This is a genomic window from Pedobacter sp. GR22-6, from assembly GCF_037402555.1.
GTDB lineage: Bacteria > Bacteroidota > Bacteroidia > Sphingobacteriales > Sphingobacteriaceae > Pedobacter.
In genome coordinates this window covers 287,522-301,873 of sequence record NZ_JBBEUC010000007.1, presented here as the reverse complement: position 1 = coordinate 301,873, position 14,352 = coordinate 287,522, and the positions used below count along the sequence as shown (strand labels likewise).

Below are 14,352 nucleotides of genomic sequence, written 5' to 3'. Positions count from 1 at the left end.
AATATGACTATTAACTAAACTTAAAAAAATGGCAAGATATAATAATGGAATAAACGGGCCTATAAAAGGCAAAGTTGGTAATGCTATTGCCGCAAACTGGCGGGGGATAGATTACCTGAGGAGTACCTGGGAAGTTACCAAGCCGGCATCACCGGCACAACTGAACCAACGCCAACGGTTTGCTGTGGCCATGGGCTGGGTAAAGCCCTTGATTTCGCTGATCAACATCGGCTTTCAATCGGTAAAAACGGCCAAGACACCGCTGAATGCGGCAGTGTCTTACCACATCAAACAGGCGCTTACAGGTGATGCTCCGGATTTTCAGATCGATTTCCCGAAAGCCATCTTTAGTGTGGGTACGCTGCATCCAGCTGTGATCCGGGAGATCTCCCGGAAATCTAATGCTTCGCTTTACATCAGATGGGAAGATCAACTGGAAACGATTTTTTGCGCAGGTACTGACCGGGCGACTTTCATCGCTTACAATCCTGAAAAGAAAAAATTCCTCAGTTTTAAAGATGCGGCAATGCGTGCTGATGGGGAAGTGTTGCTGGAACTGCCGCCCTACTTTGCACGGGACGCTTTACATCTGTATCTTTTTTATGTGCGCAGTACCGGTGATGAAGTAAGTACAACACAGTATCTGGGTGAAATGAAGGTGGAAGGAAAGCGGTTTGGGTTAATACAGGAAGCCAAATAACCATAATGGAATTTTGTTGCCAAAACCATGCTCCAGGTCATCTGCAACTGCAAAAGCGTCATCATAGGCTTTAATTTGCTTTTGTGATTTTTTCTTGCCGCCTACCTCAAACAGGTATTTGCCGTTGACCAGAAAGTCACCTTCTTTTGGATAGGTAACAATGGCTCCTGAATTTCCAACCTGGGATAGGAAGAATGTCTCGCGCATGTTTCCTGTTTCAGGTTTTCCCTCCGCAAGCGCAGCAATCAGGCTGTTGTTGTGAAGAAAAATTTTCTCCGGCTTGTTCATCAAACTGATCCCATGAGCCGCCGACCTGAGGTTATGAATGAGCTGGGATTGTTCTAAAATGTGCAGCATTTCCAAAAGCCGCGTCCTGGTAGTATCCACTTGCTCTGCCAGCTTAGTGATGTTGGGCTGAAATGGAACAGATGTGGAAATGACATACAGGAGCTTTTTTAGTTTGGCAAGGGTAGCGATTTCCAAAGCCCTTGCTTCAGGAAGATCATAATCTATGATGACATTGATCAACTGATTGATCTTCATGAAATAATCTGCTTCTCCTTCGAGAATGAATGGATAGGCTCCGTAGGAGAAATATTCTTTCATATATTTCAGCGGGGAAACCAGTTGTTCCTGCAATTGCAAACTGATCTCGCCATGTCTGGTCAGGACATCCGTTAGACTGTATGCAGGTAATTCCAGACCGCTTCTTAAGGCAATAAATTCACGCAGGGAGAGCTCCGGAAGATGGTAATGAAGGATTCTCCTGCTCAGATCTGCGCGGGATTTTTGGAGGGCCAGTATTGATGAACCGGACACCACCAGTTTCATCTCCGGAAAAAAATCGTAAATGTTCTTGACTGCTGTTTGCCAATCATCGTACTTGTGTACTTCATCCAGAAACAGGTTTCGGCCACCCAATTCATAAAATTGTTCTGCGACATCAGGTAAATTGTTTTGCCGGAAATATAAATCATCTAAAGAAACATACAGGCTCTTTTCTATCGGTAAATGCGCTTTGATGTGCTGAAGCATTAAGGTTGATTTTCCAGTACCCCTGGCGCCTTCGATGCATATTCCCCTGGCATCCCAGTTGATTTGCTGACTCAAACCTCTGGTAAAGGTTGTTTGGTGACTATTGATCAATCTCCTGAATTTGTTAACTAATGCTTCCATCGTACCACCAAAGATACAATTTATATGCAAAAACGTATCTTTCAAGGTACGTATTTAGCTAAAAATCGTACCTTGAAGAATACGTTTTTGCACTTTGAGGCTCCCGGACTGGTAAATCTGGTAATTCTTGTTATTTTAGCGGACACACAAAACATAACCAAACATGAAGAAGCAAGTTTTTACAGTCCTGGTATTGCTCTGTTGCACGATCGCCGCAAATGCGCAAACCCGAATTCAAAACAGTGGCTGGCTGTTCCTGATGAATACGACTAAATTCAACGATAAATGGGGCATGCACATGGATGTGCAGCTGCGTACAAATGATGCATGGGACGGCGTCAGGAATCTCCTCATCAGACCCGGGCTGACTTACTACATCAACGGAAGTTCGGATGTGACCCTGGGTTACCTTTATACCCCGACTTTCCTGCAACTGGACGGCATCGCAAAATCCAGCATTACCGAACACCGGATCTGGCAACAGTACATCTATAAGCATAAACTGGCAGGGCTGAACATCAGTCACCGATTCAGGCTGGAGCAACGTTTCATAGAGCGTATCGGAGGGGATGATTTCTTTGCCCAGAGGGCCAGGTATTTTATCCGCGGAATAGTTCCCCTGCAGAAACAGGACGGGGCTTTTGAAAAAGGGCCTTTCGTCGCAGTTCAGAATGAGGTGTTCCTGAATGTACAGGCTAAAGATGAACTGAACGGGCATGTGTTTGACCAAAACCGTGCTTACCTGGCCGCGGGATACCGCTTTAGCAAAAAGATGGATGCCGAACTGGGATACATGAACCAATCGCTCAAAGGGGCAGCCAATAATACGAGTAACAATATTGTGCAGCTGGCGATATATACGCGCTTTTAAAACTTTCTGCTGTTGAAGATGGTTTTTCAGTGATAATAATTAAGTTATTTTTAATTAAGTTTGAGAAGAGGCTGTCCTCTTAACCAAATTCCAAATTATAAGCTGAAGCGTATGGCTGCGACGATCACCAGAGTATTCGATTTACTTCAATACAACTTAGAGCAATTTCCGAAAGAAGAATTTATAAGCGGCAAGGTTTCCGGTGCCTGGGTCAAATACAGTACGGAAAAATTTTGCGAAACGGTGGATACCCTGAGCAGGGGACTCATCGAACTGGGAATAGGCAAGGCCTCGCGCGTAGCAGTGATGTCGCACAACAGGCCGGAATGGAACATCTCTGATTTTGCGATCATGCAGATCGGCGCCTACCAGATCCCCTTATACCCCACGCTGGCGGAACACGACATCCAGTTCATCCTGGAAAATGCCGAAGTAACGGTGGTTTTTGCTGCCGATGCTGCCATATACGAAAAACTAAAAGCGGTAAACCCGCAGCTGAAATCGCCGGTGAAGATCTATACTTTTGATGAGGTGCCGGGAGCTGAACATTGGTCTGTTTTATTGAAAGCAGGAGCGGGAAAAGCAGATCTGGACCTGAAAGGCTACCGCGATGCGATAAGCCCGGAGGATATCCTGACCCTGATCTATACTTCGGGTACTACCGGCACACCGAAAGGGGTAATGCTGACCCACAATAACCTGGTGAAGAACTTTGAGAATTCTGCAGTACTGCTGCCGGAAGGTATCAAAAAGGGCTTGAGCTTCCTGCCACTGTCGCACATCTTCGAACGCATGGTGGTATACCTTTATATGTATTCGGGAGTAGCGGTGTATTATGCGGAAAGCATGGATACCATCGTAGCCGATATCCAGTCCGTACAGCCCAGCGTATTTTCTACTGTGCCCCGCTTGCTGGAAAAGGTCTACGAAAAGATCATGGAGAAAGGTAAGGCGCTGACCGGCATCAAAAGGGGCATCTTCTTCTGGTCGGTGGCACTGGCAGAGCAATATGAGATTGAAAGCGGCTGGTTCTATAACTTTAAGCTGAACATTGCCAGGAAGCTGGTTTTTAAAAAATGGCAGGAGGCCCTGGGCGGAAACATCATTGTGATCATTTCCGGAGGCGCAGCGCTGAACCCACGCCTGGCCAGGATTTTCTGGGCTGCGGGTATGCCGGTCTTTGAAGGTTATGGCCTGACGGAAACTTCTCCGGTGATCACCGTAAACCATTTTGAAAACGCCATGTTCGGTACGGTTGGTCCTGCGATTGAAGGTGTAGAAATCAAAATAGCAGATGATGGTGAGGTATTGGTGCGCGGACATGCCGTGATGAAGGGTTATTATTTGCGTGATGACCTTACTGCAGAGACTATAGATGCGGATGGATGGTTCCATACCGGAGATATCGGGGAAATCATCAATGGCAAGTTCCTGAAGATCACCGACCGCAAGAAAGAGATCTTTAAAACTGCAGGTGGCAAATATGTAGCCCCGCAGACCATAGAAAATAAATTTAAAGAAACCCCATTGGTAGAGCAGGTGATGGTACTGGGCGAGAACCGCAAATTTCCTGCGGCCTTGATCGTGCCCAACTTCGCTGCGCTGAAAAGCTGGGCAGCCAAAAAAGGAATTGCCTACAGCACGGATGAAGAGATGATTAAAAACCCGCAGGTGCTGGAAAAATTTGACCAGATCGTGGGTTTCAGCTGCAAAGATTTCGGTAAATGGGAGCAGGTAAAGCGCTTTGCCCTGCTGCCCAAAATGTGGAGCATAGACGGTGGCGAACTTACACCAAAACTGAGCCTGAAAAGGAAAGTGATCCTCGAGAAAAATAAAGCCGTCATCGAAAAGATCTACGCTGATGCAGAGGGATATAAGGGCCCGGAGCATTAGGCTAAAAAAAGAAAATATTTCCGCATAATTATGCTTGCATTATAAACATTATTTCGATAGCTTTGTTATGCAAGCATAGCAAAATGAAACAACAGGAGACAGTAGATTATTTTTTAAAGGTGGTATGGCAGAACATGGCCAACACCTACAACCAGATCGCTTCTGGCTTTGGCATTACCCAGGCAATAGGGTATGTGCTTATCAACATCGACAAAGAAGGAACAGCAGTTTCTCAGCTTGCGGCACTACTCGGTGTAAAGGCGACCAGTCTGTCCAGGATGCTAAACAATATGGAGGATCTGGGGTTAATATACCGTGAAACCGCTAGTGGCGACAAGCGTTCTGTGAAAGTTTACCTGACGGATTTTGGTGTAGAGAAGCGTCACCTCGCAAAGAACGTGGTGATCTCCTTCAATGATTACCTGAACAAGAATTTGACGTCCAGCGAAAAAAATAACCTGATATCGACATTACAAAAGCTGAACAAACTCACTTTAGCATATACAAATACTGAGCATGATGAACAAAAAGATAAATAAAGTCGCGGTACTGGGCTCCGGAATTATGGGGTCGCGCATTGCCTGTCACTTTGCAAATATTGGCGTTGAGGTCTTGTTGTTGGATATAGTGCCGAAGGAAGGGGCGAGAAACAGCATTGTGGATGCAGCATTGCAAAATGCAGTGAAAACGAATCCCTCACCGGTTTATTCTAAAAAAGTACTGAATAAGATCAGTACTGGTAATTTTGAGGATGACATGGCAAAGATTGCCGGTGTCGACTGGATCATTGAAGTGGTGGTGGAAAACCTGGATATCAAGAAAAAGGTGTTTGACCAGGTGGAACAACACCGTAAGCCGGGTACGCTGGTGACATCGAATACTTCGGGTATCCCGATCCACCTGATGGCCGAGGGCCGTAGCGACGATTTTAAGGCCAATTTCTGTGGCAGCCATTTCTTCAATCCGCCGCGCTACCTGCGTTTGCTGGAGATCATCCCTACACCGCATACCAAACCGGAGCTGGTAGATTTCCTGATGCACTACGGAGATAAGTTCCTGGGCAAAACGACGGTACTCTGCAAAGATACACCTGCTTTCATCGCCAACCGGGTAGGGGTCTACTCGATCATGGCGCTACTGCACCTGGTGGAGAAAATGGGACTTACCGTAGAGGAAGTAGATAAATATACAGGTCCGGCATTGGGCAGACCAAAATCTGCGACTTTCCGTACTACAGATGTGGTAGGACTGGACACCATGATCAAGGTGGCGAAAGGTCTGCACGATAACCTTCCTGAAGACAAAGCGCATGACCTGTTCCGCTTACCGGACTATGTGGCAAAGATGGAAGCCAACAACTGGCTGGGCGATAAGACCAAACAGGGATTCTATAAAAAGACAAAAACTGCCGAAGGCAAAACTGAAATACTGGCCCTCGACCTGAAAACGCTGGAATACCGGCCGCAGGAGAAGGTGAAATCTGCAACCCTCGATCTGACCAAATCCATTGACAAGGTGGCCGACCGCATGAAGGTTTTTGCTGCAGGTAAGGATAAGGCTGCGGAACTCTTCCGCGCTTCGTTCTTCGGTTTGTTTGAATACGTGTCTGACAGGATCCCCGAGATTTCCGATGAGCTGTACCGTATAGATGATGCCATGAGGGCTGGCTTCGGCTGGGAACTTGGCCCGTTTGAAGTATGGGACGCTGTGGGTGTAAAAGCCGCCATAGAAGGCATGAAAGCCTATGGACATGAAGCTGCCGCCTGGGTACAGGAGCTGTTGGATGCCGGACATACTTCATTCTATAAAATAGAAGAGGGGGTTAAAAAATATTATGATATCCCCTCAAAAAGCTATAAAGCCATCCCGGGCACAGATGAATTCGTCATCCTGGACAACCTGAGGGCTGCCAATAAGGTGATCTGGAAAAACGCCGGTGCATCGATCATTGACCTGGGCGATGGCATCCTGAATGTAGAGTTTCATTCTAAAATGAACACCATCGGGGGCGACACGCTGCAGGCTATCAATAAAGCCATAGATCTGGCGGAGAAAGAATATAGGGGACTGGTGATCGGCAATGATGGCGCAAACTTTTCTGCGGGTGCCAATGTGGGGATGATCTTTATGATGGCGGTAGAGCAGGAATGGGAAGAATTGAACCTGGCCATCCGCATGTTCCAGAACACATCGATGCGCATCAGGTATTCCTCGATCCCTGTGGTGGTAGCACCACATAACCTGACCCTGGGTGGGGGATGTGAATTTAGTTTGCATGCCGACCATGTGCAATTGAATGCAGAGACTTATATGGGACTGGTGGAGTTTGGTGTGGGCGTGATCCCTGGAGGTGGCGGAACTAAGGAGTTCGCACTTCGTGCTTCCGACGAGTTTAAGGACGATCAGATCGTTCAGCAGGTGCTGAAAGACCGTTTCCTGACGATCGGTATGGCCAAAGTGTCGACCTCGGCAGTGGAGGCCTTTGAACTGGGCTACCTGCAAAAGGACAAGTATTCGATCAGCATGAACAGGAGCCGCCTGATCGCAGATGCCAAAGCCAAAGCCATAGAACTGGCAGAAGCAGGCTATACCCAGCCGGTGCGCCGTAAGGACATTAAAGTGCTGGGCAAGCAGGGACTGGGTATTGTTTACGCAGGTGCGAACACCATGTATTCGGGACATTACATCTCTGAACACGATAAGAAAATCTCGGAGAAACTGGGATGGGTGATGTGCGGGGGAGATCTATCGGCACCTACGGAAGTAACAGAGCAATATTTACTGGATCTGGAAAGGGAAGCATTCCTATCGCTCTGCGGAGAACGCAAGACCTTAGAACGGATTCAGAGTATAGTAACCAAGGGTAAACCTTTAAGAAATTAATGACATGCAGGAAGCATATATTATAGCAGGATATCGTACAGCTGTGGGCAAGGCGCCACGTGGTGTATTTCGTTTTACAAGGGCAGATGACCTGGCTGCGGAAGTGATCAGGCATCTGGTAGCTGCTGTGCCCAATCTGGATAAGGAGCAAATAGATGATGTGATCGTGGGAAATGCAACTCCGGAAGCAGAACAGGGCCTCAATATCGGGAGAATGATCTCCCTTATGGGATTGGATACGGACAAGGTGCCGGGCGTGACGGTGAACAGGTATTGTGCATCGGGATTGGAAACAATCGCGACTGCAGTGGCAAAAATCAGGAGTGGCATGGCCGACTGTATTATAGCGGGTGGCGTAGAGGTGATGTCGGGCATGCCCTTTGGAGGCTGGAAAGTGGTGCCGAACCCTGATGTGGCGAAAAATAATCCGGACTGGTACTGGGGCATGGGGCTTACTGCAGAGGCAGTGGCTGCAGAATATCAGGTGAGCAGGGAAGATCAGGATGAGTTTGCTTTCAATTCACATCAGAAAGCGGTGGAGGCCATCAAAAATGGCCACCTGAAAGCAGGGGTACTGCCCATCACGGTCAATGAAAACTACCTGGATGCGGATATGAAGAAAAAGACGCGCAGCTATGTGGTAGATACAGATGAAGGGCCAAGGGCAGATACTACTTTGGAGAAACTGGCGAAATTGAAACCGGTATTTGCAGCCGATGGTTGCATTACTGCAGGAAATTCGTCCCAGACCTCGGATGGCGCTGCCTTCGTACTGGTGGTTTCTGAACAGAAAATGAAGGAGCTGGGGGTATATCCTATTGCCAGACTGGTCAGCTATGGGATAGCGGGTGTTCCTCCGCGCATCATGGGCATCGGCCCGATCTACGCGATACCTAAGGCATTGAAACAAGCCGGGATGACATTGGAGCAGATGGACCTGATCGAGCTGAATGAGGCTTTTGCATCACAGTCGCTGGCCATCATCCGGACTTTAGGACTGGATCCAGAAAAATTGAATGTGAATGGTGGAGCGATTGCCCTGGGGCACCCACTGGGCTGTACAGGTGCCAAATTATCGGTGCAGTTATTTAATGAATTGAAACGCAGAGATCAAAAATATGGCATGGTAACCATGTGTGTGGGTAGTGGACAAGGAGCTGCCGGTATTTTTGAAATGCTATAAAAGAGTGGTAAGTAGTACTTAAAGCTCAGGACTTAAAATTATCAACAGTAAAGATGGAAGCTACAGACAAAAAAACAATTAAAGGCGGCGAGTTCTTAATCTCAGAAACCGCTTACCAGGATGTATTCATTCCTGAAGAATTTGATGAAGAACAACGGATGATTGCCCAGACCTGCCGGGATTTTCTGGCAGCGGAAGTTTATCCGCAACTAGACCGGATTGATACCCAGGAAGAGGGCCTGATGCCTTCCTTAATGGACAAGGCCGGAGAACTGGGAATTTTGGGGGTTTCCATTCCTGAACAGTATGGTGGTTTTGGTAAGAATTTCAATACCTCAATGTTGGTTGCGGATGTGATCGGTGCGGGGCATTCTTTTGCCGTAGCCCTATCTGCACATACCGGGATAGGTACCTTGCCGATCCTGTACTATGGGAATGATGCACAAAAAGACAAATACATTCCCAAACTGGGCACCGGGGAGTGGAAAGCGGCATATTGCCTGACAGAGCCTAATTCAGGTTCGGATGCCAATTCGGGCAAGACCAAAGCCAAACTGTCTGAAGACGGCAAGCATTATGTGATCAATGGACAGAAAATGTGGATCACCAATGGTGGTTTTGCAGATGTATTTATCGTGTTCGCTAAAATAGATGATGATGCCAACCTGACGGCTTTCATCGTAGAAAAGGAATTTGGCGGGATTACCATGAACCCTGAAGAACACAAGATGGGCATCAAGGGCTCTTCGACCAGGCAGGTGTTTTTCAACGACTGCCCGGTGCCGGTAGAGAACATGTTGTCTGAGCGCCAGAATGGTTTTAAGATTGCGGTAAATATATTGAATATAGGTCGGATCAAGTTGGCCGCTGCGGCTATAGGGGCTTCGAAGGCTGTTATAGATACTGCGGTGAACTATTCGAATGAACGGATCCAATTTGATCGTCCGATTTCCAAATATGGTGCAATCCGGTTTAAACTGGCTGAAATGGCGGCAAAGGTATATGCGGTAGAATCGGCAAATTACCGTGCAGGACAGAACATCGACGATGCCTACGATGCACTTGTGGCAGGCGGCATGGACGAAGCTAAGGCAAAACTAAAATCTACAGAGCAATTTGCAGTTGAATGCGCCATCCTGAAAGTATGGGGCTCTGAAGCCCTGGATTATGTGGTAGATGAAGGGGTGCAGATCTATGGCGGTATGGGCTTTTCAGCCGATGCACCAATGGACCGGGCCTACAGGGATGCGAGGATCAACAGGATTTTTGAAGGTACAAACGAGATCAACAGGCTATTGACCGTAGACATGATGCTGAAGCGTGCGATGAAAGGTGAACTGGACCTGATGACCCCGGCTACTGCGGTAGCGGCTGAACTGATGTCGATACCTGATTTTGGTGAGGAAGATGACACTTTATTTGCTGCAGAGAAAAAGATCATCAGGAACCTGAAAAAGGCAACCCTGATGGTAGCGGGAGCAGCGGTACAGAAGCTCATGATGAGCCTTTCCAAAGAGCAGGAAATTTTGATGAACATTGCCGACATGGCCAGCTATGTTTATGTGGCAGAATCGGCCATGCTCCGCACGGAGAAGCTGGTGAGCCTGAGGGGAGAGGCTGCTTGTGAAGGTCAGCTGAACCTGATGCGCATGTATTTTGTGGAAGCTGTAGATGCAGTGCAAAAAGCGGGTAAGGAAGCGCTGTGGGCATTTGCAGAAGGCGATGAACAGCGCATGATGCTGGTGGGCCTGCGCAGGTTCACTAAAATGGAGGCTTTCAACGTGAAAGAAACCAGGCAAAAAGTGGCGCAACAAATGATTGCTGCCAATAAGTATTGCTATTAAACCCATACGATATTCATTTAAACTGAGCGCCTTTACCTCTGTAAGGGCGTTTTTTTATGCAATTGTTAAAAATGGTTAAAAATTGCGCCGTCCCTAATAAAAGAGTATTTTTGTGCCTTATGTTCAAAAGCAGGCTTTTATTGGGGATTTCTGTAGCGCTCGGCATGTTTGTCGCCTGCGAGAAGGCAGTTCCATACGATGAAGGTGCCCAGCTTGCCATAGATGATGCGGCCATAAAAGCATGGATTGCCAAAGATACGGTCACTTTTACCAAGCATGAAAGTGGAGTTTATTATAAGGTAATTCGGTCCGGGACAGGGACAAAGTCGATCACAGTGGATGACACTTTGTTAGTGCAATATGAAGGCCGGGTACTGGCTGCTGATTCCTCGTTTATTGCTTCGACGGAAACGGATACCTCCAGGATTGTGCTGAATGCCGTAATGCCCGGCTGGCAGAAGGTGGTGCCTTTGATCAAAGCGGGAGGGGCAATTCGCATGATCGTTCCCTCTACATTGGCTTACCGAAACATACCGGTAAGTTACGGAACTTTATATCGCCAGAACCTGCCCCCAAATTCGATACTGGATTTCAGTGTCAACCTGAGAAAAGTAAAGTATAAAAAGTAAATAATTAAAATAGAATATGTTAAATAAAATATCCTCATATGCCTTCGCCTTATTGGGAATGATCGTTGTGATGAGTTCTTGCAAGAAGGATTATGAGTCAATTCAAAATATAGACCAGGCTAAAATCCAGGAGTATTTTTCGAAAAACAACATTACGGCAAAACCGGATCCGGACGGATCAGGATATTACTACCAAATCCTGACCCCGGGAACGGGCACTACTTTCAGTAACAAGGACTCCGTATTGTATTATGTAACCGTTAAGTCTTTGCTAAACGGAACGGTGTATTACAGTACGCCTGCAAACACCAATATCGGAACTTTCGTGGGATACACCAATGGTCTGATCGGCTTGGCTAATGCCAGCGGGATCAGACGTGCAATACAGGAACTAAAACCTGGTGGCACAGCAAGGATCGTATTGCCTTCTTACCTGGGTTTTGGTAAAAATGGAAATACAAGCTATGGCGTACCTTCCAATGAAATCCTGGAAGTACTGGTAAATACCTACCCTGAAAGGACACAAAGGAAGCTTGATAATCGCCTGATCAGTCAGTATATCGCAGCAAAAGGACTAACTGCAACGAAAGATTCATCAGGTGTGTACTACGTGGTTGTACAACAAGGTACCGGAACTGATCCTATCAACATGACTACTGCCCTGAAAGGAAACTATACCGGCCGTTATTTGAATGGAACCGTGTTTGACTCGAGTACAGATGGAACATTTTCATTTGTTTTAGGATCACTGGCTGCCAACTGGGAGGTGCTTACTAAGTTCACTAAAGGTGCAAAAGTAAGACTGTTTATCCCTTCTTCAGAAGCATATGGCACCGCGGGCACAACGGGTGTTTTACCTAATGCCATTCTGGATTTTGATATTGAAATTTTAGAAGTAACGAATTAATAAAAAAGTTTAGGAAGCCAGAGCTTCCTTAAAAACTTTTAAGATCCTTTCCCTTGCAAAAGCATGATCAACTATCGGTTGGACATGCTTTTTTTGTTGATACTCAGGCAGCCATTTGTTGATGTACTTGAAATCGGGATCAAATTTCTTTGTCTGTAGCTCCGGGTTGAATACCCGGAAATAGGGTGCTGCATCATTACCACAGCCACAGGCCCATTGCCAGCCGCCCACATTGCTGGCCATTTCATAATCCAATAATTTCTCCGCAAAATAAGCCTCTCCCCAGCGCCAGTCGATTAGTAAATGCTTGGTCAGGAAACTGCCAACGATCATGCGCACCCGGTTGTGCATGTATCCCGTTTGGTTGAGCTGCCTCATGCCTGCGTCCACGATCGGGTATCCGGTCATTCCCTCACACCAGGCCTTAAACTCCTGCTCGTCGTTTCTCCATTTGATGTTGTCATAAGCCGGCTTAAAGGATTGATTTGTGGTATGCGGAAAATGCCAGAGGATCATCATGTAGAAGTCACGCCAGGCCAGTTCCGACAGCCATTTGTCTGCTTTTTGTTTCAGGGCTTCCCTGGCAGCATGACGGATGCTGATGGTTCCAAAGCGCAGGTGCAGGCCGATGTGGGTGGTGGCATCATCGGCAGGAAAGTCCCTGCGCTCCTCATAGCCCTGGAGTTTAGCCGCGAAATCCTCCGAAGGAAATTTCATTGCCGACCTTTCAAAACCCATATGTTCCAGTGTCGGGATGTTTAATGGGCCGATTTGAAGAAGATTGTTCAGGTATTTCTTTACAGGATATTCCTTGACATAAAAATCGTTCAGCTTTTGCTGCCATTGCCTGAAATAAGGCGTGAAAACTGTGTAGGGTTTCCCATCGGCTTTGGTGATTTCTTCTTTTTCAAAGATCACCTGGTCTTTAAAGCTCTTGAAACTAATGCCTTCTGAACTCAGGTATTCTGCAAGTGCATCGTCCCGTTCTTTGGCATAAGGTTCATAGTCCTGATTGGTAAATACGGATTTGACCTGGTATGTTTTCAACACTTCCTGCCAGGCCGCTTCCGGACTTCCGTACTTTACCAGAATGGAAGAACCCAGAGATTGGAGTTCCGTATGGAGTTGGTGTACGGTGTCGTGAATAAAGGCGAGCCTGGGATCGGTTTTATTGTCTAGCTTGTCAAGGATCTTCGTGTCGAAGATAAACAACAACAGGACAGGGTAGGGTGCCTTCAGGGCATGGTATAAGGCTGCATGGTCTTCTAAGCGGAGGTCCCTTCGCAGCCAGCATATGCTGATCTCTTTTTTACTCATTTGCTGTAAATATCGGCTAAAGCATCTTCAAGACGGGTAAATTTGAAAATAAATCCTGCATCGAGCAGTTTTTGGGCAGAAGCATTGGTGCTGAGTGTGACCACTGCGCTCATCTTGCCTAGGATCATTTCCAATACTTTTTCAGGAACCTTCAAAGGCCATACCGGCCTGTTTAGCGCCTTTGCGATGGCTTTTGTTAAGGTAGCATTGGTAACCGGGAAAGCTGCGCAGGCATTGTACGCACCTTGGTAGCCGGGCTCGTTTACTGCCTCGACAAACATGTTGACGATGTCGTCTATATGCACCCAGGGAATCCATTGCGCGCCTGTACCCAGCGCTGCGCCTGCAAAATAGCGGATGGGTTTGTCCATTGAAGCTAAGGCGCCTTCTCCCTTTGCAAGGATAAAGCCAATGCGAAATTTGACGACCCGGATGCCCATCGATTCACCTTCATCAATGGCATCTTCCCATAGTTTGCAGCAGCGGGCCATGAAGCCTGTACCAGTTCCGGAATCTTCTTGGAGGATCTCGTCGGCACGGTCGCCATAATAACCCACAGCTGATGCAGAGATGAAAGTTTTCACCTGGCTGCCCTGTTCCCTGATGGTTTTGTACAACAATTCGGTGCTCTTGACCCGGCTGTCTATGATCTGCTGTTTGCGCTCTTTCGTCCATTTCTTTTCAGCGATCGGTTCACCCGCCAGGTGGATGACCGTATCTATGCCGGCCATGCAGGCGGAGTCTATCGTTTGGTTGTACACGTCCCAAAGAAAGACCTTCGCGTTTTTTACAGGGGCATTCTTTCTGGACAGAATGGAAATGTCATGCCCCAATCCATGTAATGCTTTTATGAGTTGCTTGCCAACTAAACCGGTAGCACCGGTAATTAAGATTTGCTTCTTCATGTTAAAATAACCTGAGGTTTGTGCTTTAGTTTCAAAAAGCTGGG

Annotated in this window: 12 protein-coding genes; 9 read left to right on the top strand and 3 right to left on the bottom strand. The window is 47.1% G+C overall.

Features of this window, described 5'->3' with window-relative positions; genetic code table 11:
• The first annotated feature begins 28 nt into the window (after positions 1-28).
• Positions 29-700, top strand: coding sequence for a DUF6266 family protein (locus tag WAE59_RS25225; protein WP_337858787.1), 672 nt, complete (start codon positions 29-31; stop codon positions 698-700).
• Here WAE59_RS25225 and WAE59_RS25220 read toward each other — a convergent pair.
• Positions 680-1,876 (bottom strand): ATP-binding protein, encoded by a 1,197-nt coding sequence (locus tag WAE59_RS25220; RefSeq protein ID WP_337858786.1) that lies wholly within the window; start codon positions 1,874-1,876, stop codon positions 680-682. The genes WAE59_RS25225 and WAE59_RS25220 overlap by 21 nt on opposite strands.
• Positions 1,877-2,039: 163 nt before the next feature.
• Here WAE59_RS25220 and WAE59_RS25215 point away from each other — a divergent pair, with 163 nt between their 5' ends.
• From WAE59_RS25215 to WAE59_RS25180, 8 genes are all read left to right on the top strand, one after another.
• Positions 2,040-2,747: a DUF2490 domain-containing protein gene (locus WAE59_RS25215; RefSeq protein WP_337858785.1), complete on the top strand. Its 708-nt coding sequence runs from the start codon at positions 2,040-2,042 to the stop codon at positions 2,745-2,747.
• A 111-nt stretch (positions 2,748-2,858) separates the two neighbouring features.
• Positions 2,859-4,640, top strand: coding sequence for an AMP-dependent synthetase/ligase (locus WAE59_RS25210; protein ID WP_337858784.1), 1,782 nt, complete (start codon positions 2,859-2,861; stop codon positions 4,638-4,640).
• An 83-nt stretch (positions 4,641-4,723) separates the two neighbouring features.
• Positions 4,724-5,179, top strand: coding sequence for a MarR family winged helix-turn-helix transcriptional regulator (locus tag WAE59_RS25205; RefSeq protein ID WP_337858783.1), 456 nt, complete (start codon positions 4,724-4,726; stop codon positions 5,177-5,179).
• Positions 5,160-7,523, top strand: coding sequence for a 3-hydroxyacyl-CoA dehydrogenase/enoyl-CoA hydratase family protein (locus WAE59_RS25200; RefSeq protein ID WP_337858791.1), 2,364 nt, complete (start codon positions 5,160-5,162; stop codon positions 7,521-7,523). The genes WAE59_RS25205 and WAE59_RS25200 overlap by 20 nt, the downstream gene beginning before the upstream one ends.
• A gap of 4 nt (positions 7,524-7,527) precedes the next feature.
• Positions 7,528-8,706 (top strand): acetyl-CoA C-acyltransferase, encoded by a 1,179-nt coding sequence (locus WAE59_RS25195; RefSeq protein WP_337858782.1) that lies wholly within the window; start codon positions 7,528-7,530, stop codon positions 8,704-8,706.
• A 53-nt stretch (positions 8,707-8,759) separates the two neighbouring features.
• Complete coding sequence (locus WAE59_RS25190) at positions 8,760-10,550, top strand: acyl-CoA dehydrogenase family protein (protein WP_337858781.1); 1,791 nt, start codon at positions 8,760-8,762, stop codon at positions 10,548-10,550.
• Between the two features lie 119 nt (positions 10,551-10,669).
• Positions 10,670-11,179 carry an FKBP-type peptidyl-prolyl cis-trans isomerase gene (locus WAE59_RS25185; RefSeq protein ID WP_337858780.1) on the top strand — a complete coding sequence of 170 codons (510 nt, stop codon included), beginning with the start codon at positions 10,670-10,672 and terminating at the stop codon, positions 11,177-11,179.
• A gap of 16 nt (positions 11,180-11,195) precedes the next feature.
• Entirely contained in the window at positions 11,196-12,086 is an 891-nt protein-coding gene (locus WAE59_RS25180) for an FKBP-type peptidyl-prolyl cis-trans isomerase (protein WP_337858779.1), read from the top strand.
• Between the two features lie 9 nt (positions 12,087-12,095).
• Here WAE59_RS25180 and WAE59_RS25175 read toward each other — a convergent pair whose 3' ends face one another.
• Together WAE59_RS25175 and WAE59_RS25170 are read right to left on the bottom strand one after the other, a co-directional pair.
• A complete protein-coding gene (locus WAE59_RS25175) occupies positions 12,096-13,403 on the bottom strand; it encodes a cryptochrome/photolyase family protein (protein WP_337858778.1) in 1,308 nt (435 codons plus the stop codon).
• The gene (locus tag WAE59_RS25170) at positions 13,400-14,308 is read right to left on the bottom strand and encodes a TIGR01777 family oxidoreductase (protein ID WP_337858777.1); all 909 of its coding nucleotides are present in this window, start codon (positions 14,306-14,308) and stop codon (positions 13,400-13,402) included. The genes WAE59_RS25175 and WAE59_RS25170 overlap by 4 nt, the downstream gene beginning before the upstream one ends.
• Positions 14,309-14,352 lie beyond the last annotated feature (44 nt).

What these genes read in the sequence shown, in the direction of transcription:
- WAE59_RS25220 (WP_337858786.1), bottom strand. Translation starts at nt 1,876, where the DNA reads ATGGAAGCATTAGTTAACAAATTCAGGAGATTGATCAATAGTCACCAA.
- WAE59_RS25200 (WP_337858791.1), top strand. Translation starts at nt 5,160, where the DNA reads ATGAACAAAAAGATAAATAAAGTCGCGGTACTGGGCTCCGGAATTATG.
- WAE59_RS25175 (WP_337858778.1), bottom strand. Translation starts at nt 13,403, where the DNA reads ATGAGTAAAAAAGAGATCAGCATATGCTGGCTGCGAAGGGACCTCCGC.
- WAE59_RS25225 (WP_337858787.1), top strand. Translation starts at nt 29, where the DNA reads ATGGCAAGATATAATAATGGAATAAACGGGCCTATAAAAGGCAAAGTT.
- WAE59_RS25215 (WP_337858785.1), top strand. Translation starts at nt 2,040, where the DNA reads ATGAAGAAGCAAGTTTTTACAGTCCTGGTATTGCTCTGTTGCACGATC.
- WAE59_RS25185 (WP_337858780.1), top strand. Translation starts at nt 10,670, where the DNA reads ATGTTCAAAAGCAGGCTTTTATTGGGGATTTCTGTAGCGCTCGGCATG.
- WAE59_RS25170 (WP_337858777.1), bottom strand. Translation starts at nt 14,308, where the DNA reads ATGAAGAAGCAAATCTTAATTACCGGTGCTACCGGTTTAGTTGGCAAG.
- WAE59_RS25190 (WP_337858781.1), top strand. Translation starts at nt 8,760, where the DNA reads ATGGAAGCTACAGACAAAAAAACAATTAAAGGCGGCGAGTTCTTAATC.
- WAE59_RS25205 (WP_337858783.1), top strand. Translation starts at nt 4,724, where the DNA reads ATGAAACAACAGGAGACAGTAGATTATTTTTTAAAGGTGGTATGGCAG.
- WAE59_RS25195 (WP_337858782.1), top strand. Translation starts at nt 7,528, where the DNA reads ATGCAGGAAGCATATATTATAGCAGGATATCGTACAGCTGTGGGCAAG.
- WAE59_RS25210 (WP_337858784.1), top strand. Translation starts at nt 2,859, where the DNA reads ATGGCTGCGACGATCACCAGAGTATTCGATTTACTTCAATACAACTTA.
- WAE59_RS25180 (WP_337858779.1), top strand. Translation starts at nt 11,196, where the DNA reads ATGTTAAATAAAATATCCTCATATGCCTTCGCCTTATTGGGAATGATC.